The organism is Cellulomonas sp. Marseille-Q8402, assembly GCF_965119525.1.
On the sequence record NZ_CBCPLX010000001.1, the window covers coordinates 332383 to 352462 of the forward strand.

The window sequence follows — 20080 nt, forward strand, 5'->3', positions numbered from 1 at the left end:
GCCGCACCTCGGAGGAGAACCATGTCCGACACCCTCGCCCGGGTCCCGCTGTCCGTGCTCGACCTCGCGGTCGTGCCCGAGGGCGGGACCGGCACCCAGGCGGTGCGGGCCGCCGTCGACCTCGCGGTCGACCTGGACCGGCTCGGCTACCACCGCGTCTGGTACGCGGAGCACCACCTGTCGCCCGGCGTCGGGTCCGCGGCCCCGGCCGTGCTGGCCGCCGCCGTGGCCGCGCGCACGCAGCGGATCCGCGTCGGGTCGGGCGCGGTGCTGCTCAGCACCACCAGCCCGCTGATCGCCGCGGAGCAGTTCGGCACCATCGCCGCGCTGCACCCCGGCCGGGTCGACCTCGGGCTCGGGCGGGCGTTCACCCCGCCGCCCGGGGCCGGTGCGTCCGGCGCGTCCGGTGCGCCCGTCGTGCCCGTCGTGCCCGCGCGACCTGCGGCCGGGGCGCGCGTCGTCGACGGCCTCTACGTGCCACCCGCCCCGCCGGTCGACGGCTCCGACTCGGTGCTGCGCGAGCGCCTGCTGGCGCAGAAGCGCGTGGTCGGCGCGTCCCGGACGCCGGCGGCGTTCCGGGAGGAGCTGGAGCTGGTGCTCGGGCTGCGCGCCGGCACGTACGCCGAGGCGGACGGCACACGGCACGTGGCGCCGCCCGTCGAGGGCGCCGAGCTGGACGTGTGGGTGCTGGCGTCGTCGGCGGGGGAGAGCGCCCGCGTCGCCGGGGAGCTCGGCCTGCCGATCGCCGCGAACTTCCACGTCAGCCCGGCGACGACGCTCGACACGATCGCCGCCTACCGCGCGGCGTTCCGGCCGGGCGTGCTCGCCGAGCCCTACGTGGTGGTGTCGGCCGACGTGCTGGTCGCGGAGACCCCGGAGCGGGCCCGCGAGCTCGCGACGCCGTTCGCCGACTGGGTCCTGTCGATCCGCCGCGGCGCTGCCGGGGCCATCGCCTACCCGCGGCCCGGGGACGCGGTGCCGTGGGCGGAGCGCGACGCCGACGAGCGCGCCGTGGTCGCCGACCGCGTCGACACCCGCGTCGTCGGGGACCCGGAGACCGTCGTGGCCCGGCTGGAGACGCTGCAGCGCGTCACCGGTGCCGACGAGCTCCTGCTCACCACCGCCACGCACGACCCCGCCGACGCGCGCCGCTCGTTCGCGCTGCTCGCCGAGGCCTGGCGCCGCCCCGCCGGCGCCGCACCCGACCGGGCGGCGACCGCCGTCCCGACCCTCGTCAGCTGAAGGAGACGCACCATGTCCCGCACCCCTCGTCTCGCACCCCCCGTCGAGGCCGCCGCCGAGGTCGCGCACGGCGCCTTCCTGATCGACGTCCGCTCGGCCGGCGGCCGCGGCGCCCACGGGGACATCCCCGGCGCGACGCTCGCCGACCGCACCGACCTCGACGCCCTCTTCGGGCCGGCCGGCGCGCCGGTGATCTCGATCGACACGCCCGTCGTCGTCGTGTGCGGCTCGGAGGCGGGCTCGCGCCCGGTCGCCGAGGAGCTCGCGGCCCGCGGCTACACCGTGTCCCACGTCGACGGCGGCTTCCCGGCCTGGAAGGCCGCGGGCCTGCCGGCGGCCGAGCCCGCCGCACCCGTCGCCGACGCGGTCTGACCCCACCCGCCCTCGAGAGAAGGAGTCCCCCGATGCCCGTCGAGTTCCTCGGCATCGCGACCACGAACGACGCCTCCGAGACCCGCGCCGCCACCACCCGCCCGTTCGACCCCGCCTACCTGGAGCGGATCGTCCGCGCCCACGAGGACAACGGCTGGACCCGCGTGCTGTTCGCGTACGGGTCGTCCGGGCCGGAGCCCGCCGCGCTGGCCGCGTACACCGCGTCCCGCCTGCAGTCGATCGAGCTGCTGCTCGCGCACCGGCCGAACGTGTCCTACCCGACGTACGCCGCCAAGACGTTCGCCACGCTGGACCAGCTGTCCGGCGGCCGGCTGTCCGTGCACTTCATCACCGGCGGCAACGACCACGAGCAGGGCCGCGAGGGCGACACGCTCACCAAGGACCAGCGCTACGCCCGCACCCAGGAGTACATCCAGATCGTCAAGCAGGCGTGGACCAGCACCGAGGCGTTCGACCACCACGGCCGGTTCTACGCCTTCGACGACTTCCACCTCGACACCCAGCCCGTCGACGGGCACGTGCCGACCATCTCGTTCGGCGGGTCCTCGGACGCCGCGTTCCGGGTCGGCGCGGCGGAGGCCGACATCTACGCCGTCTGGGGCGAGCCGCTCGACCGGACGCAGGAGCAGATCGACCGGGTGCACGCCGAGGCCGCTGCGGCCGGGCGCGAGACGCCGCCGCGGATCCACGCCGCGTTCCGCCCGATCATCGCCCCGACCGAGGCGCTCGCGTGGGAGAAGGCGCACCGGGTGCTCGACGCCATCGAGGCGCGCAAGGCCGCGCTCGGGGGCGTGCTGAGCAAGCGGCACCCGGTCGACGCGCCGGAGAACGCCGGCTCGCAGCGGCTGCTCGAGATCGCGGCGCAGGGCGACCGGTTCGACTCCGTCCTCTGGACCGCCACCGCGAAGGCCACCGGCGGCGCGGGCAACTCCAACGCGCTGGTCGGCACGCCCGAGCAGGTCGCGGAGGCGCTGCTGGTGTACTACGACCGGGGCGTGCGGATCATCTCGGCCCGCGGGTACGACCTGCTGGACGACGCGGTGGACTTCGGCCGCTACGTCATCCCGCTGGTGCGGGAGGGCGTCGCCGCGCGCGACCGCGAGGCCGCCGCCGCGGCCGCCGCCTGAGAGGCCACGGTGCGCTTCCAGCTGCTCGACATCGTGTTCAACCCGCCGCACCCGGTGACGGGTGCGGCGGTGCCGCCGGCCGACCGCCTCGCGCGGACCGTCCGGCACGCCGTCCTGGCCGAGGAGCTCGGCTTCGACTCGTTCGCCGTGGGGGAGCGGCACGCCGGGGACGTCCTGTCCTCGGCGCCCACCGTCATCCTCGGCGCGATCGCGGCGTCGACCAGCCGGATCCTGCTGTCGACGGGCGTGACCGTCCTGTCGCTGCTCGACCCCGTGCGCGTGGCCGAGGACCTGGCGACGGTCGACCAGCTGTCCCGCGGGCGGCTCGAGATCGTCATCGGCAAGGGGAACGAGGTGCTGCAGTACCCGCTGCTCGGCCTCGACATCGACAAGCAGTACGAGTACCTCGAGGAGAACTACGAGCTGCTCCGGCTGCTGCTGTCCGCCGAGGACGTGACCTGGGAGGGCCGGCACCGGCACCGCCTGGAGCACGCCACCACGCTGCCGCGGCCGTACGCCGGGCCGTTCCGGATCTGGCACGGCTCGGCGACGTCCCGGTTCGCCGTGGAGCTGGCGGCGCGGTGGGGCGACCCGATCGTCACCGCGAACGCGCTGCAGCCCCGGGAGAACTACCAGGTGCTGATCGACCACTACCGCGAGCAGTACGCCGCGCACGGGCACGACCCGGCCGCGGCGTACGTCGGCTCCGGGTCCGGCGGGCTGTTCCTCGCCGACACCACGGAGGCCGCCGTCGCCCAGTACCGGCCGCTGTACCAGGGGCAGGTGGACGCGGCGGCGCGGCGCGGGTACGGCGCGGACGCGGTCGGCAGGGCGCCGAGCTTCCGCACCCTGGAGGACGCCGTCGAGCGCGGCCCCGCCCTCGTCGGGTCGCCCGAGCGTGTGGCCGAGAAGATCCTCGACTACCACGCGTCCTACGGGCACGCGCTGCAGTCGGTCTCGGTGAACCACCTGCTGGACCCGGCGGAGCAGGAGGACGTGCTGCGCCGGTTCGCCGAGGAGGTCGTACCGCTGGTGCGCGCCGAGGTGAAGTCCGACCTGTGGACCGAGGCTGACCCGCGCCGGGCGGCCGGGTTCACGGCGGCACCCTGACCCTGCACGACCCAGCACGAACCCTGCCGGACACCCCGATCCGGCATGTGAGAACCCGCGGCGGTTCCTTGACCCGGCCCGCCGCCGCGGGTTCCCTCACCCCCAGGTGACGAGCGTCAGCACCAAGGCCCGGCTCGCTGACCAGCAACCCTTCGACGGGACGGGGGGCTCCGGGGACGACCTGACCCGACCGCGACCGCGGGACGGGTAAGCACGGCGACGGACGCCGCCAGCGCCCCAGCGCGCCCGGCGACCTGCGCCCACCCCCGCCCCCCGCCGGTGATGACCAGGAGCTCAGCATGACCACATCCCCCCGCCGGCGGACCACCCGCTCGAGCACGGCAGCCGTCCTGACGACCTCGGCCCTGCTGCTCGCGGCGTGCTCCGGCGGCACCGGCGGCACGGGCACCGCGCCCGACGGCGACGCCGGCGCCTCGGCCGCGCCCGTGGAGGGCGGCGACCTGCGGTTCGCGATCACCGTCGACTCCCGCTGCATCGACCCGCAGCAGGTCGGCAACAACGACGCCATCGCCGTCGCCCGGCAGACCGTCGCCTCGCTGACGGCGCAGGACCCGGAGTCCGGCGACATCGTGCCGTGGCTCGCCGAGAGCTGGGAGGTCAGCGACGACGCGTCGAGCTACACCTTCCACCTGCGGGACGACGCGACGTTCGCCGACGGCACCCCGATCGACGCCGCGTCGGTCAAGACCAACTTCGACGCGATCGTCGCCCTCGGCGCCACCGCGTCGCTCGGTTCGCAGTACCTGGTCGGCTACGAGGGCACGACGGTCGTCGACCCGCACACCGTGACCGTCGACTTCGCGGCGCCCAGCGCGCAGTTCCTCCAAGCCAGCTCGACGTTCTCGCTCGGCCTGCTGTCGCCCGCGTCGGCGGAGCTCACGCCCGAGGAGCGCTGCGCCGGGGACTACGTCGGCTCCGGACCGTTCGCCGTCGACTCCTACACGCCCGACCAGGAGGTCGTCCTCACCCGGGTCCCCGGCTACGCGTGGGGCTCCGAGGCCAACGACCACACCGGTGCGGCGTACCTCGACACGGTGACGTTCCAGGTGATCCCCGAGTCCTCGGTCCGCGCGGGCAGCCTGCAGTCCGGGCAGATCGACGCGACCGCCGCGATCGCCGCGGTGGACCAGCCGCAGTTCGACGGCAACGGGTTCTGGCTCGAGCAGCGCGCCAACCCGGGCGTCGCGTACCAGCTGTTCCCCAACGAGTCGAGCGCCCTCGCGTCCGACGAGGCCGTGCGCGTCGCGATCTCGAAGGGCATCGACCGCCAGCAGATCGTCGACACGGTCCTCACCGAGCGCGACCAGGCGGCGACCGGCGTCCTGTCCCACTCCACGCCGCTGTTCGAGTCGCTCGCGGACGACCTCGCCTACGACCCCGACGGCGCCGAGCAGGTGCTCGAGGACGCGGGCTGGGAGCTCGGGGACGACGGCATCCGGGAGAAGGACGGCCAGAAGCTGTCCACCACGGTGACGTTCTGGCAGGACCCCGCGCCGCTCGAGCTGGTGCAGCAGCAGCTGCGGCAGATCGGCGTCGACCTGCAGCTGCAGCACGTCGAGATCGCGGAGTCGACGGCCATCAAGGCCGACGGCGACTTCGACTTCGACTACTACAACCTGACCCGGTCCGACCCGGACGTCCTGCGCCTGGTGTTCTCCGCGAACGCCCGCAACATCAACAAGCGCGCGCCGTCCGAGGTCGACGACCTGCTCGACCGGTCGGCGGCCGCCACCGACCCGGCCGAGCGGGGCGAGCTGATCGCCGAGGCGTCCCGTCTGCTGATCGAGCAGGGCCACGCGATCCCCGTGTACGAGCTGTCGACGACCATCGCGGCCGCCGACCACGTGCACGGCCTCACGTTCGAGGGGTCGAGCCGGCTCGACTTCTACGACGCCTGGGTCGACGCGAGCTGATGAGCCGCTACCTCCTGCGGCGCGCCGCCCAGGGCCTGTTCGTGCTCTGGGCGGCGTTCACCATCGCGTTCTTCGTGCTGTACCTGCTGCCCAGCGACCCGGCCGCCCTCGCGGCCGGCGCGGGCGGCGAGGTGCAGGACGTCGACCCGGCGCTGCTCGACGACCTGCGCGCCCAGTACGGCCTGGACCGGCCGCTGCTCGTGCAGTACGGCGACGCCCTCGGGCGCGCGGTGCGGCTCGACTTCGGCGCGTCGTACCAGTCGGGCGCCCCCGCCGGGTCGCTCGTCGCGCAGGCGCTGCCCGAGACGCTGAAGCTCACCGGCGCCGCGCTGCTGCTTGCGGTGCTCGGCGGCACGGCCCTGGCGGTCGCGAGCGTGCTGCCGCGCAGCCGCGCGCTGCGGCAGGTGCTGTCCGCGCTGCCGCCGCTAGGCGTCGCGCTGCCGACGTTCTTCGTCGGCCTGGTGCTGCTGCAGTGGATCTCGTTCCGCGCCGGCCTGCTGCCCGCCATCGGGAACGCGGGCTGGCAGAGCCTGGTGCTCCCCGCCGTCACGCTGGCCGTCCCGCCCGGCGCCCAGCTCGCGCAGGTGCTGTCCCGGAGCCTGCGGGGCACGCTCGGCGAGCCGTACGTCGAGACCGCCCGGGCCAAGGGCGCCGGCCGCCTGCGGGTGCACCTCGGGCACGCGCTGCGGAACGCGGCGATCCCCGCGTTCACGATGCTCGGCGTCATGGTCGGCGCGCTGCTCGGCGGCGCCGTGGTGACCGAGACCGTGTTCTCCCGGGTCGGGCTCGGGCGGCTCACCGTGCAGTCCGTCAACACCCAGGACGTGCCCGTGGTGCTCGCGATCGTCACGCTCTCGGCGCTGGTGTTCGTGGTCACGACGCTGCTCGTCGACCTGCTCTACCCGCTCCTCGACCCGCGGATCGAGACCCGGGTCGCCGGCCGTCAGGCGGTGCCCGCATGACCACGACCACCACGCCCACGCACCCGGACGCGATCGAGGTCGCCGACCGCCAGGACGCCCGCGCGATCATCCGGCACGGCCGGGTGCGCGGCGCGCGGGCCGCGGGCCCCTGGGCCGTCCGTGCCGGCCGCTACCTCCTGCGCCGGCCCGGCCTGGTGCTCGCCGGCCTGGTGCTGCTGCTGGTCGCCGCGTGGGCCGCCGCCCCGGGGGTGTTCGCCCCGGGCGACCCGCTGACCGGCGTGCCGGCCGACCGGCTGCTGCCCCCGTCGGCCGCGCACCTGTTCGGCACGGACCACCTCGGCCGGGACGTGCTGACCCGCGTGGTGCACGGCGCGTCCCTCTCGCTGCGCACCACCGCGCTGGCCGTGCTGGTCGGCCTGGTGGTCGGCTCGCTGCTCGGCCTGCTGGCCGGGTTCCTGCGCGGCTGGGTGGACGACGTCGTCGGCCGGCTGGTCGACGTGCTCCTCGCGGTGCCGAGCATCCTGCTGTCCCTGGCGATCATCACGGCCCTGGGCACCGGGTCGACCAAGATCGCCGTCGCGGTCGGCATCGGCGCGGTGGCCACGTTCGCCCGGGTGATGCGCGCCGAGGTGCTGCGCACGTCCACGTCGGTGTACGTCGAGGCCGCGCGCGGCTCCGGGCTGCGCTGGTACGCCGTGCTCGGCCGGCACGTGCTGCCGAACTCCTCCGGCCCGGTGCTCGCCCTGATCGCGCTCGAGTTCGGCGGGGCCGTCCTGGCGGTGTCCGCGCTGAGCTTCCTCGGGTACGGCACACCGCCGCCCACACCGGAGTGGGGGTCGCTGGTCTCCGGCGGCCGCGACTTCCTCGCCACCGCCTGGTGGCTGACCACCCTGCCCGGGCTCGTCATCGTCGCCGTGGTGCTGGCCGCCAACCGCGTCGCGCGCGCCCTCGAGACGACGGGAGAGGACCAGTGACCCAGCAGCAGCACGACGGAGCACCCGTGCTCGAGATCACCGGCCTGGAGGTCGGCTACCGCGCCGACGGCGGCACCTACCGCGCGGTGCGCGGCGTCGACCTCACGCTCCGCCCCGGGGAGGTCGTCGCCCTGGTCGGCGAGTCCGGCTCCGGCAAGAGCACCACCGCGCACGCCGCGCTGCACCTGCTGTCCCGCGGCGGCGCGGTCACCGGCGGCACCATCCGCCTGGCGGGCCGCGACGTCTCCGACCTCACGGAACGCGAGTGGCAGGCCGTCCGCGGGCGCGAGGTCGGCCTCGTCCCGCAGGACCCCACCGTCTCGCTGAACCCGGTGCAGCGGGTCGGCGACCAGGTCGCCGAGGTGCTCGTCATCCACGGCCTGGCCCGGCGGCGCGAGGCGCGCCGGCGCGCGGTCGCCCTGCTCGCGCAGGCGGGCATCGACGACCCGCCGGCCCGCGCGCGGCAGTACCCGCACCAGCTGTCCGGCGGGATGCGGCAGCGCGTCCTCATCGCCATCGCCATCGCCGCGGGGCCCCGGCTCATCGTGGCGGACGAGCCGACCAGCGCGCTCGACGTCACCGTCCAGCGACGGATCCTCGACCACCTGGAGACTCTGGTGCGGGAGCACGGCACCGCGCTGCTGCTCATCACGCACGACCTCGGGGTGGCCGCCGACCGCGCCGACCGGATCGTGGTGCTGGAGCAGGGCGTCGTCGTCGAGCAGGGCACGGCGGCCGAGGTGCTGCACGCTCCGCAGCACCCCTACACGCGGCAGCTGCTCGCCGCGGCGCCCAGCCTGGCGAGCGGGCGGCTGACGCCGGCTGCGCCCGCTCAGCCCGCTGCTGCGACCGCTGGGCCCGCTGGGCCCGGAACGCCCGTGCTGGAGCTGGTCGACGTCCGCAAGGAGTTCCCGCTCCCGCGCGGTGCGGCGAGCCGGTCGGTCGTGGCGGTCGACGGCGTGAGCCTGCGCGTCGAGGGCGGCCGCACCTACGCGCTGGTGGGGGAGTCGGGGTCGGGCAAGAGCACGACCGCCCGGCTCGCGCTCCGGCTGGAGCGCCCGACGTCCGGGCGGGTGCTGTTCCGCGGCGACGACGTGACCGACGCCCGGGGCGAGACGCTCCGGCGCCTGCGCCGCGGGTTCCAGGTCGTCTACCAGAGCCCGTACGCCTCGCTCGACCCGCGGTTCACCGTCGAGCAGGTGATCGCCGAGCCGCTGCGCGCCTACGGCGTCGGCACCCGGGCCGAGCGCGCGGAGCGGGTCCGCGAGCTCGTCGCCGACGTGGCGCTGCCCGCCGACGCCGTGCGCCGCAGCCCGCGCGAGCTGTCCGGGGGGCAGCGCCAGCGCGTCGCCATCGCCCGGGCGCTCGCGCTCCGGCCCGACCTCGTGGTGCTGGACGAGCCCGTCTCGGCGCTCGACGTGTCGGTCCAGGCGCAGATCCTCGAGCTGCTCGTCCGCCTGCAGGCCGGGCACGGGCTCACGTACCTGTTCATCTCGCACGACCTCGCGGTGGTGCGGCAGGTCGCGGACGACGTCGGCGTGCTGCACCGCGGGCAGCTGGTCGAGCAGGGCACCGCCGAGCAGATCCTGCTGGACCCGCAGCAGGCCTACACCCGCGAGCTGATCGCGGCGATCCCCGGCGGGCGCGTGCGTGCGGCAGCGGGGGCCGCCCGGTGACCGCGCGGCCGGACGCCGCGCACCTGGCGGGGGAGACCGTCGAGCTGCTGCAGGCCCTCATCCGCAACGCCTGCGTCAACGACGGCACGGTCGACTCCGGGCAGGAGATCCGGAACGCCCGCACCATCGCCGACTACCTCGACGGCGCCGGGCTGGACCTGGAGATCGTCGAGCCGCAGCCCGGCCGCGCCTCGCTGGTGACCCGGATCGAGGGCCGCGACCCGGCGGCGCCGTCGCTCGGGCTCGTCGGGCACACCGACGTGGTGCCGGTGGAGCCCGACGGCTGGACCCGCGACCCGTTCGACGGCGAGCTCGTCGACGGCTGGGTCTGGGGCCGCGGCGCGATCGACATGCTCGGCCTCACCGCCGCGTACGCCGTCGTGACCCGCGCCCTCGCCAGGTCGGGTCGCCGCCCTGCCGGCGACCTGCTGCTCGCCGCCGTGGCGGACGAGGAGCACGGCAGCGTCTGGGGCGTCGACTGGCTGACCACCCACCGCTGGGACCTGGTGCGCGCCGACCACGTGCTCACCGAGTCCGGCGGCGTGCCCGTCGGCGCGCACCGGACGCTCGCCGTCGGGGAGAAGGGCGGCGCCGGCCGGCGGCTGCGCGTCGTCGGGACCCCCGGGCACGGGTCGGGGCCGTGGGGCAGCCGGAACGCGATCGTGCTCGCCGCGGAGGCCGTGCGCCGGATCGCCGCGATCCGCGGGCCGGTCGTGGTCGGCGACCTGTGGCGGCGGTACGTGGACGCCCTCGACCTGCCCGCCGACGTGCGGGCCGCCGCCCTCGACCCGGACCGGCTCGGCGACGTCCTGCCGCTGCTCGGCGCCCTGGCACCGGTCGCGCACGCCACGACGCACACCACCGTGGCCCCCACGGTGCTGCGCGCCGGCGGCAAGCCGAACGTCATCCCCGGGCTCGCCGAGGTCGTCCTCGACATCCGGGTGCTGCCCGGCACCCGGCCCGAGGACGTGGACGCGCTGCTCGCGGAGGCGCTCGGCGACCTCGCCGACCACGTGCACGTCGAGGGCGACCGGTTCGGCGAGCCGTCGCTGTCGCCCACCGACACCGACCTGTACCGGGTGATCGAGAAGGTGGTCGCGCACCGCACCGGCGGCGCCCCCGTGCTGCCGACCCTCGGCACCGGCGGGACCGACGGCCGGTTCTACCGCCGGCGCGGCGTCCCGGCCTACGGGTTCGGGCTGCTGTCGTCCGGCTGGGACCCGGGCACGTGGCGCGGGCTGTTCCACGGGAACGACGAGCGGGTGGACGTCGCGTCGCTGGAGCTGACCACCACGGCGCTGCACGACGTCGTGACGGGGTTCCTCGGCTGAGGCACCGCCCGGGGCGCGGCCGGTGCGGGCCGTCGGTCCGCTGCGCAGGGCGGGCGGGCTCGGGCGCGCGGGCAGGCAGGCGGGCGGGCGGGCGGGCGGGCGGCGCAGTATTCGCTCGGCCGTGTCCCACCCGGCTCCTAGGGTGGGCGCACGATGCTCGACACCTCAGCCGCCCCGACCACCGACGCGACGTCGGCCACCCCGCGCACCCGGCCGACGGACCCCGCACGCCGTCTCGACCGGCGCCGGCTGCGCGGCCCGGTCGCCGGGTTCGCCCTGCTCGCGCTGACGATCGCCGCGGTGGGGTCCGCCCTCGGCACCGTGGTCGCCGGCTCGCTGGCGGAGGACCCGACCGGCGCGGGCGTCGCGCTCCTCGCGGTCTGCCTGGTCGGGGCCGCGCTCGTCGACGCCGTCGGGCAGGTCGCGTGGGCCGGCGTCGTCGACCGTGCCGAGGGCCGGCTGCGCGGCGACCTGCTGAGCGCCGCGCTGCACCAGCCCCTCGCCACCCTGACCGAGCAGGCCGTCGGGGAGGTGCTGGACCGCGTCGACGACGACACGCACGCCGTCGGCACCCTCGTCCGGCGCCAGCTGTGGGGGATGGGCCGCACCGTCGTCGGCACCCTGCCGATGTGGGTCGTCGCGGGCCTCACCTGGTGGCCGGCGTGGTTCCTGTTCCCGGTGCTGGGCGGCCTCGTCGTCCTGGTGGTCCGGCCCTCGCTGGGCGAGATCACGCGCCGCAAGGTGGTCGAGGAGCGCGCGTGGACCGACAACGCCGCCGCCTTCGAGGAGGCCGTGGCCGCGCGCGACGACCTGCGCACCAGCGGCGGGCAGGCGTTCGCCGTCCGGCGGCTCGCCGAGGCCTCCGCGCTCGTGCACCGCACGCTCGACCGGGTGCTCGCCGTCGAGACCGCGATGACCGCCCGCGCCGGGACGCTGCTGCACGTCCTGCTCGCGGCGGTCGCGGTGGCGGGCGTCGCCCTGACCTCCGGCGGCGACCTGTCCGTCGCGCGGCTCGTCACGCTGTTCCTGGTCACCGCGCAGTTCGTCGGGCAGTTCGACCAGCTCGCGCGCAACCTCCCCGACCTGCAGGAGGGCATCGGCGCCACCCTCCGCATCCGGGAGATGCTCGAGTCCGAGCCGGAGCCCGCCGGCGGGCGTCCGGTGCCGGAGGGCCCGCTGGACGTCGAGGTCCGCGACCTGCACTTCGCCTACGACGAGGGCGCGTTCGCGCTGCAGGGCGTGTCGCTGCGCGTCCCCGCGGGGCACACCGTGGCGCTCGTCGGGCGGACGGGTTCGGGCAAGACGACGCTCGCGTCGCTGCTGTCCCGCGCCGTCGAGCCGGATCCCGGCACCGTCCTGCTCGGCGGCGTCGACGTGCGCGACCTCGACCTGCAGGCGCTGCGCGCGACCGTCGGCGTCGTCACGCAGCGCACCGAGATCCTGGCCGGGACCCTCGCGGAGAACGTCGCGCTGTTCGCCGACGTGCCGCGCGCGACCGTGGAGGAGGCCGTGGACCAGCTGCGGCTGACCGACTGGGTCGCCGGGCTCCCCGACGGCCTGGACACCGTGCTCGGCCCGGGGGGCACGTCGCTCTCGGCCGGGGAGGAGCAGCTGGTCGCGTTCGCGCGGCTGCTGGTCCGCGACGTCCAGGTGGTCGTGCTGGACGAGGCCACGGCGCGCATGGACCCGCTGACCGAGGCCCGGGTCGTCGCCGCCTCGGAGCGCCTGCTCGGCGGGCGGACCGGCGTGCTCGTGGCGCACCGCCTCGGCACCGTCGAGCGCGCCGAGCAGGTGGTCGTGCTCGACCACGGCCGCGTCGTGCAGCAGGGGCCGCGGGCCGAGCTGGCGCGGGTCGCGGGGCCGTTCCGCGCGCTGCTCGCCGCGAGCCGGAGCGACGGCCACGACGGCGCCACCGTGCCCGCCGACGTCCCGACCCCCGCGACCGTGACCGCGGCGGACCCCGACGCCGGGCTCGGCGCACGTCGCCGCACGGGCCCGCCGCCGCAGCTGCCCGACCCCGGCACCGGACCGAGCCTCGCCCGCGGCATCGCGCACGCGCTCGTGGTGCGGCCGCGGTGGGGCGTCGTGGGCGGCGCGCTGTTCCTGGCGTCCAGCCTGTTCGCCGCGCAGGGCGCCGTCACCGGGTTCCTCTGGGGCCGCACGGTCGAGGGCCTGCGCGGCGGCGAGGTCGCGACCGGGCTCGTCGTGGCGCTGGTCGTGCTGCTGCTGCTCGTCGCGCCCGCCAACTCGCTGGCGTTCCGGCTCTACCCGCGCTGGTGGATCGAGATCCTGCTGCGGGTGCGCATGTCGGTGCTGGTCGGGCAGACCCGGCAGCACCGGCTGCGCCGGACGCCGCCGGGCGAGGTCGTGGCGCGCGCGCTCGACGCCGACCGGTTCGCCCGGTACGCCGACCGCTGGGTCGACCTGGTCAACGGCCTCGTGCTCGTCGCGGTGACCGCCCTGCTGAGCTGGTCCCTGCTCGCGGGTGCCGTGCTCCTCGCGGTGCTCGTGGTCAGCGCGGCCTGCGCGCTGGTCGGCCGTCCCGTCGCCGGGCGCTCCGCCACCCACTCGGCCGCGCAGCGGGCCGGGTTCGGCCGCTCGCTCGTGTCCGCGCTGGACGCCGCCCGCACCGTCAAGCTCGCGGCGCGCACGCCGCAGGTGCACGCCCACCTGCGCTCGGTGGACGCGGGCCGCGTCGAGGCCGCGGTGTTCGAGCACCGCGTGCAGGCCGTGCTCGACGGCGTGCCGATCATCATGGTGCAGGTCGGCGCGGTCGTGGCCTGGTGGGCGCTGCTCGCCGGCGTCTGGGACCTGGCCAGCACGCTGCTGGTCGCCGGAGCCGTCGCCGGGTTCAACTGGTTCGGCGTCGTGGCCGGCGCGGTCGTCACCGAGGCGCCGGGTACCCGGGCCTGGCAGCGGGCGACCGCGGCCTTCGCCGGCGGGGCCGACGTGGCCGGGCTGCCCGCGGGCGTCGACCTCGCGGCCGGCACCGCCCCGGCGCCCGCGCCCGACCACCGTGACCGGCTCGACCGGCTCGAGGTGCGCGACCTCGCCGCCGTGCACGACGACGGGACCATCGGCGTGGCCGGCGTCGACCTCACCCTGCACCGCGGCGAGCTGGTGCTGCTGCTCGGCCGGGTGGGTTCGGGCAAGTCGAGCCTGCTGTCGGCCCTCGCCGGGCTGATGGAGCACACGGGACGGATCGCGTGGAACGGCACGGACGTGGCCGACGCGCAGACGTTCCTGCGGCCGGGCCGCGTCGCGCACGTCGCCCAGGTGCCGCGGGTGCTCTCCGGGACGTTCGCCGACAACGTGCGGCTCGACCACGCGCGCGAGGTCGTCGGCCCGCTCGACGCCGCCCGCCTCACCACCGACGTCGCCGAGGCCGGTGGTCCGGACGCGCTGGTCGGGCACCGCGGCGTGCGGCTGTCCGGCGGGCAGGTGCAGCGCCTCGCGCTGGCCCGGGCGCTCGCCACCGACGCCGAGCTGCTGCTCGCGGACGACGTCTCCAGCGCGCTGGACGCGGCGACCGAGATCGAGCTCTGGCAGTCGCTCCGCGAGCGGGGCACCACCGTCGTCGGGGCGACGTCCAAGCGCGCGGCCCTGGCCCGGGCGGACCGGGTCGTGGTCCTGGACGAGGGGAGCGTCGCCGCGATCGGGCCGTGGCGGGACCTCGCGGGCCGGTGGGGGCACCTCGCGGGCTGAGGCCCGCCGCTAGGGTCGGGCACGTGACGACACTCATCGCCGAGGACCTGCTCCTCCTGCTGCTGGACGACGAGAAGGGCACGGCCACTTCGTCGTACCTCGACGTGGCGCTGGGCGGCGCGGTGCTGCTCGAGCTCGCCCTCGCCGGCGCCGTGACCGTGCGCGAGCGGACCAGCATCTGGTCGGGCGCGAAGGTGGTGGCCACGCCGGGCGCGGTCCTCGACGACCCGCTGCTCGACTCCGCCCTGCCGCTCGTCGCCGAGAGGGAGCGCTCCGCGAGCGACCTGGTGCACCGGCTCGGCAAGGGCGTCAAGGACGTGCTCGCCGACCGCCTCGTCGCCCGCGGCGTGCTGACCCGGCAGGACGACCGGGTGCTCGGCCTGTTCCCGCGCACCCGGTGGCTCGCCGCGGACACCGCGCACGAGACCGAGGTCCGACGTCGGCTGACCGCGGTGCTCGTCCAGGGCGTCGAGCCGGACGCCCGCACCGGCGCTCTCGTCGCGCTGCTGCAGGCCGTCGACAAGGCGCCCGCGTCGGTCGCGCACGACGGCGTCCCGAAGCGGGACGTCCGCCGCCGCGCCCAGGAGGTCGCCGAGGGCGCCTGGGCCGCCGACGCGGTGAAGGACGCGATCGCGGCGTCGACGGCCGCGGTGATGGCCGGCGTCACCGCCGCGACGGCCGCGACCACCGCCACCTCGACCTGAAGCCCGTGCGACGCCGCTGCCCGCTCGGCGCCGTCCGCCTGGCGGCACACCCACCGCGCCTGTTGTCGTCGACCGCGGTAGGCAGAGCCGCCGCGCTCGCCGGGAACCACCGCGCTCGGCGGGAGCTCGCGCCAGGCTACGCAGTGCCGGGCTACGCCTCGTCGGCGCGGGCGCCCAGCAGCGTCTCGATCGCCTCGACGACCTCGGGCGCGTCCGGGAGCACACGCGGCCGGAACCGGCGTGCGCGGCCGTCGGGCGCCACGAGGAACTTCTCGAAGTTCCAGGTGATCCGTCCGGCCTTGCCGGTGTCGTCGGGGACCTGCGTCAGCTCCTGGTAGAGCGGGTGCGCGTGCCGGCCGTTCACCTTGGCCTTCTCGAGCATGGGGAACGTCGTCCCCCAGGTGGTCGAGCAGTACTCCTCGATCGCGTCGGCGGTCGCGAGCTCCTGCAGGAACTGGTTGCTGGGCACGCCGACGACGGTCAGGCCGCGGTCGCCGTAGTCGCGGTGCAGCGCCTCGAGCTGCTCGTACTGCGGGGCGAGCCCGCACCGGGACGCCACGTTGACCACCAGCGCCACGCGGCCGTCGACCAGCTCGCCGAAGGTGGTCTCGCGGCCCCGCAGGGTCGTGACCGGGATGTCGTCGAGGTGCATGGGGCCCATCCTGCACCCCGCCGTCAGGAGACCTTGCCGGGGAGCAGCCTGCGCCAGTAGATCTGCGGCTCCAGGAACCGGTCGAACAGCAGCAGGCTCCGCCGCGGGCGCGCCAGCTCGGGGAACGGGACCGTGGGCTGCGGCACGCCGTCCCGGTCGAACTCCGCCAGCAGCAGGCGGCTGCGCGAGGTGGTCACGGGGGCGATCGAGTAGCCGTCGTAGCGCTGCATGCTCCGGCGCCTGCGCCGCGCCTGGATGTTGCGCGCGACGACCGGGACCTGCTTGCGCAGCGCACCGCCCGACGGGAGCGTGCCGACGGTCGCGGCGTCGCCCAGGCCCCACACGTTCGCGTGGGCGACGTGCTGCAGCGTCGACGGGTCGACGGCGACGAAGCCCTCGCTCTCCGGCGTCGCGAGGCCGCTCGCGGCGATCCAGCCGTAGGCGCGGTGCGGGGGCGCCAGGTACAGGGCGTCGTAGTCCGCGGTCTCCTCGCCCCGGGGTGCGCGGAGCCGCAGGGTGCGGGCGTCCGCGTCGACCGACTCGACCGTGGTGCCGAGCCGGACCCGCACGCCGTACCGGTCGGCGGCCGCGTGCAGCTCGCGGTCGCCGCGCGCGTGCCGCACCAGGTGCGGTCCCTCGACCAGCAGGTCGACCGCGATGTCCCCGAGCACGCCGGTGCTGCGCCAGTGGTCCACGGCGGCGAACAGCGGCTTCAGGCCGACCGGCGCGCACGGCACGTGCCGGTCCGAGATCGCGAACACCGCCCGGCCCGCGGTGAGCGACGACAGCATCGTCCACGTCTTCGCGGCCTGCTCCGGCAGGTAGCTGGTGGCGGCGTGCTCGGTCGCGACGGCCTCGCGCGACCCCGGGATCGCGTCCCAGTCGACCTCCGAGCCGGGGCAGACGGCGAGGTCGCCGTAGCCGAGCTCCGTCCCGTCGGCGAGCCGGACCAGCGAGCGGTCCGGGTCGACGGCCTCGACGCGGTCGGCGTACCAGCGCACGCCGTCGGGGACGACCTCGGCCTGCGGGCGGCGCAGGTCCTCCAGGGCGGCGGTGCCGGACGCGACGTACGACAGCAGCGGCCGGTAGTGGTGCACCGACCGCGGCTCGACCACCGCGACGTCGGGGCAGCCGTCCCGGCGGAGCCGCCCCGCGAGGGACAGGCCGGCGTTGCCGCCGCCGAGGACCAGCACGTCGTGCCGCCGGGGAGTGGTCATGCGCGCACCTGCTCGAGGTCGGGGACAGCGGTCCCGGGCCACGGTAGGTGCGGGTGCCCGGACGCGCGCCCTGAGGGGAGGGCGGTGTCAGCGCCCGTCCCGGACCGCCGGGCCCTCCGGGTCGCCGTCGGCGGCGTCCCGCACCGGCGCGCGGTCCTGCGGCAGCCCCTGCTCGCGGGACCGCAGCTGCGCCTCCCAGTCGCGGAGCATCTGCTCGTGCAGCCGGTCCGACTCCCGGTCCTGCGCCAGGCGCTCGGCGTCGTCGTCCGGGCCCGGTGCGCGCCGCGGGCGCTCGTACTCCGGGAAGCCCGCCGTCCCGGTGCTCGGCCAGGGCACGTCTGCGCTGCGCGCGGCGCGTTCGGGCCGGCCGGCGACCAGCCACGCGATCCCGCCGACCAGCGGCAGCAGCACGATGAGCAGGATCCAGCCGCCCTTGGGCAGGTTGCGGACCCGCCAGGAGTCCGTCTGGATGCAGTCGACCAGGCAGTAGACCAGCAGCCCGAGCTCGATGATGACCGGCAGGACGCGCAGCACCGTCAGGACCCCCTCCGTGAGCGCCGTGGACGGCACGACGTTAGGGGAGCGGGCACGGGCGTGTCCGGCGAACGGACCTGCGGCTTCGCCGACGTCACCCGCTCGGACGCCTGCCCGGTGCCGGGCACCCGGTGGCGCAGGGGCCGGTTCCGGCGTACAAGAGGACCACCACCCGTTCGGTCGAAGGAGCCCGGCGATGCAGCAGCGCACCCTGGGGACCCCGCACCGGCGCGCCCGGCGCCGGCTGGTCGTCCCCGTCGTGACCCTCGTGGCAGCGGTCCTCGCGGCTGCGGCTCCCGCAGCCCTCGCGGACGGAGGCGGGCACGGCGGCGGGCACGACGGTGGCGGTCACGGGGGCGGCGGGCAGGGACCCGGGACGTACACCAACCCGGTCAGCGCGGACTTCGCCGACACCTACGCCGACCCCGCGGTGATCCGGGGCCAGGACGGCTGGTGGTACGCCTACGGCACGACCGACCCGCTGCGGGAGGGCGAGGGCACCCGGCACCTGCTGCCGGTGTCGCGGTCCGCGGACCTCGTCGACTGGGAGCACGTCGGCGACGCGTTCACCGAGGACACCCTGCCCGCGTGGGCGGACACCGGTCGTGGCGCGTCGCTCTGGGCGCCGGACATCCGGTACGTCGACGGCGAGTACCGCCTGTACTACGTGGTCACCGAGACCACCGTGACGCCCGGAGCCGGCGACGGCGCCATCGGCGTGGCCACCGCTCCCACGCCGACCGGTCCGTGGACCGACTCCGGGGACCCGGTGGTGGACCCGCGTCCGGGCGCGGGCGGCCCCGACGACTTCCTGTGGACCTTCGACCCCTCGCACGTCACCGGCCCCGACGGCACCGAGCACCTGTTCTACGGCTCGTACTACGGCGGGATCTGGGTGACGGAGCTCGACGACTCCGGCACCGAGGCCGTCGGCGACCCCGTGCAGGTGACGATCGACAACAAGTACGAGGGCGCCTACGCCGTGTGGCGCGACGGGTACTGGTACCTGTTCGTCTCCTCGGCCAACTGCTGCGCCGGACCGACGACCGGGTACAGCGTGCACGTCGGGCGGTCGGAGCAGATCACGGGCCCGTACGTGGACCGCGAGGGCGTGCCGCTGCTGCAGTCCCGCGCCGGCGGGACCCCGGTGGTCGCGCCCGACGGCGACGCCTGGGTGGGCACCGGCCACAACGCCGTCGTCACGGACCTGGCCGGGCAGGACTGGGCGGTCTACCACGCGATCGACCGCGCCGACCCGTACCTCGACGGCACCGAGGGCATCAACGAGCGGCCGATGCTGATCGACCGGCTGGACTGGGTCGACGGCTGGCCGGTCGTGCGCGCCGGAGCCGGTCCGTCCGACGACGAGCAGACGGCGCCCGTCACCTCCGGGCGCGCGGTGACGGGCTTCGACGACGGGGTCCGGCACCCGTGGCGCGGCGGCGCGTGGCGCGCCGCGGGCGAGGACCCGCAGGGTGGGCCGCACGCCGTGTCCCGCGCCGCCGGGTCCCTGGTGACCGGGCAGAGCCCGGGCGGGGACGTCCGGGTGGAGGCCGATGTGCGGCTCGAGCCGCGGGCCGCCGGCGGCGTCGTGGCGGGGGACGTGACCGCCGTCGTCGACCCGGCGAGCGGCCGGCTCGTGCTGCGGTCCGGTCGCGCCGTCGCCACGGCGCCGCTGCCGGGAGACGTCGACTGGTCCACCTGGCACGCCGTCGTGCTGGAGGTGGCGGGCCGGACGGCGCGCGCCGAGGTGAGCCACGCGCGCCTGGGCGATCCGCTCGCCCAGGTCGTCCTCGACCTGCCGCGGCGGACGGCGACCGCACCGGCCGGGGCGACCGCGCAGTCCCGCGGCGTGCACGTCGACGACCTCTCGGCCGTCCCGCTCGCCACGCCGGTGACCGAGCGCGAGCCGCTGCCGGCGACCGGGTCGGTGATCGAGGACCTGCGGTTCGACGACGGGCTCGGCGAGGGCTGGACCGCGGTCCGCGAGCCGGCCGTGACCGTCGAGGACGGGGCGCTCGTGTGGCCCGTCGAGCAGGCCGACCTGACCGGCACGAGCAACGACGCGGGCCTGCTGCTGCGCGACGTGCCCGACGGCGACTGGACCGCGGAGACGGCCGTGCAGCTCGACGTCGGCGTGGACGACGTGCGCAACTTCCAGCAGGCCGGCCTGGTCGTGCACGCGGGCGACGACCTGTTCGCCCGGCTGTCGCACGTCGCGATCTGGAACACCCGGCAGACCGAGTTCGGGTACGAGACGCCCTACGCGGGCCGCCTGCAGTACGGCGGCACGATCGTCGGCCCGCCGGGGGACACCACGTGGCTCCGCGTCGTGCACCGGACCGACGAGGCCGGCGGGCACGAGGTGCAGGCGCTCACCAGCACCGACGGGGCGACCTGGGTCGCCGGCGGTACCTGGACGTTCCCGCCGGGCACCGAGCTGCGCGTCGGCCTGGCCGCGCACGGCTGGAACGGCACCGACCCGCGCGCGACGGCTCGCTTCGACCACCTGACCGTCTGGTCCGACTGAGCGGGCGGCGCCGGAGCACGTCGGGCGT

At 76.2% G+C, this 20080-nt stretch carries 15 protein-coding genes and 1 riboswitch; of the genes, 12 read left to right on the forward strand and 3 right to left on the reverse strand.

The features are described 5' to 3' along the window. The first annotated feature begins 21 nt into the window (after nt 1-21). The 11 genes from ACWPWW_RS01545 (at nt 22) to ACWPWW_RS01595 (ending at nt 15119) form a co-directional block, all read left to right on the forward strand. Nucleotides 22-1242, forward strand: a complete 1221-nt coding sequence (locus tag ACWPWW_RS01545; protein WP_454048585.1) for an LLM class flavin-dependent oxidoreductase — start codon at nt 22-24, stop codon at nt 1240-1242. A 12-nt stretch (nt 1243-1254) separates the two neighbouring features. Then, entirely contained in the window at nt 1255-1614 is a 360-nt protein-coding gene (locus ACWPWW_RS01550; RefSeq protein WP_454048586.1) for a rhodanese-like domain-containing protein, read from the forward strand. A gap of 32 nt (nt 1615-1646) precedes the next feature. Further along, complete coding sequence (locus tag ACWPWW_RS01555; protein WP_454048587.1) at nt 1647-2762, forward strand: LLM class flavin-dependent oxidoreductase; 1116 nt, start codon at nt 1647-1649, stop codon at nt 2760-2762. Nucleotides 2763-2771: 9 nt separating this feature from the next. Continuing rightward, nucleotides 2772-3872: an LLM class flavin-dependent oxidoreductase gene (locus ACWPWW_RS01560; RefSeq protein WP_454048588.1), complete on the forward strand. Its 1101-nt coding sequence runs from the start codon at nt 2772-2774 to the stop codon at nt 3870-3872. 105 nt (nt 3873-3977) lie between these two features. Then, a riboswitch (SAM riboswitch) is annotated at nt 3978-4092 on the forward strand. A gap of 79 nt (nt 4093-4171) precedes the next feature. Further along, complete coding sequence (locus ACWPWW_RS01565) at nt 4172-5806, forward strand: ABC transporter substrate-binding protein (protein WP_454048589.1); 1635 nt, start codon at nt 4172-4174, stop codon at nt 5804-5806. Continuing rightward, on the forward strand, nt 5806-6768 hold the full coding sequence (locus ACWPWW_RS01570; protein WP_454048590.1) for an ABC transporter permease: 963 nt from the start codon (nt 5806-5808) through the stop codon (nt 6766-6768). The genes ACWPWW_RS01565 and ACWPWW_RS01570 overlap by 1 nt, the downstream gene beginning before the upstream one ends. Continuing rightward, nucleotides 6765-7703 carry an ABC transporter permease gene (locus ACWPWW_RS01575; protein WP_454048591.1) on the forward strand — a complete coding sequence of 313 codons (939 nt, stop codon included), beginning with the start codon at nt 6765-6767 and terminating at the stop codon, nt 7701-7703. Before ACWPWW_RS01570 ends, ACWPWW_RS01575 begins: the two co-directional genes overlap by 4 nt. Continuing rightward, a complete protein-coding gene (locus tag ACWPWW_RS01580) occupies nt 7700-9379 on the forward strand; it encodes a dipeptide ABC transporter ATP-binding protein (RefSeq protein ID WP_454048592.1) in 1680 nt (559 codons plus the stop codon). The genes ACWPWW_RS01575 and ACWPWW_RS01580 overlap by 4 nt, the downstream gene beginning before the upstream one ends. Continuing rightward, nucleotides 9376-10710, forward strand: a complete 1335-nt coding sequence (locus ACWPWW_RS01585; protein ID WP_454048593.1) for a M20/M25/M40 family metallo-hydrolase — start codon at nt 9376-9378, stop codon at nt 10708-10710. Before ACWPWW_RS01580 ends, ACWPWW_RS01585 begins: the two co-directional genes overlap by 4 nt. 153 nt (nt 10711-10863) lie before the next feature. After that, the gene (locus ACWPWW_RS01590) at nt 10864-14415 is read left to right on the forward strand and encodes an ATP-binding cassette domain-containing protein (RefSeq protein ID WP_454048594.1); all 3552 of its coding nucleotides are present in this window, start codon (nt 10864-10866) and stop codon (nt 14413-14415) included. A gap of 23 nt (nt 14416-14438) precedes the next feature. Then, complete coding sequence (locus tag ACWPWW_RS01595) at nt 14439-15119, forward strand: GOLPH3/VPS74 family protein (RefSeq protein ID WP_454048595.1); 681 nt, start codon at nt 14439-14441, stop codon at nt 15117-15119. Nucleotides 15120-15270: 151 nt separating this feature from the next. On the opposite strand, the gene ACWPWW_RS01600 is transcribed toward ACWPWW_RS01595, so the two are convergent. The 3 genes from ACWPWW_RS01600 to ACWPWW_RS01610 form a co-directional block, all read right to left on the reverse strand. Beyond that, nucleotides 15271-15771 (reverse strand): glutathione peroxidase, encoded by a 501-nt coding sequence (locus tag ACWPWW_RS01600; RefSeq protein ID WP_454048596.1) that lies wholly within the window; start codon nt 15769-15771, stop codon nt 15271-15273. A 23-nt stretch (nt 15772-15794) separates the two neighbouring features. Next, on the reverse strand, nt 15795-16988 hold the full coding sequence (locus ACWPWW_RS01605) for an NAD(P)/FAD-dependent oxidoreductase (protein WP_454048597.1): 1194 nt from the start codon (nt 16986-16988) through the stop codon (nt 15795-15797). Between the two features lie 87 nt (nt 16989-17075). After that, nucleotides 17076-17558, reverse strand: coding sequence for a PLDc N-terminal domain-containing protein (locus ACWPWW_RS01610; RefSeq protein WP_454048598.1), 483 nt, complete (start codon nt 17556-17558; stop codon nt 17076-17078). Nucleotides 17559-17718: 160 nt separating this feature from the next. On the opposite strand from ACWPWW_RS01610, the gene ACWPWW_RS01615 reads away from it, so the two are divergent. After that, nucleotides 17719-20052, forward strand: a complete 2334-nt coding sequence (locus ACWPWW_RS01615) for a family 43 glycosylhydrolase (protein WP_454048599.1) — start codon at nt 17719-17721, stop codon at nt 20050-20052. The last annotated feature ends 28 nt before the right edge of the window (nt 20053-20080 follow it).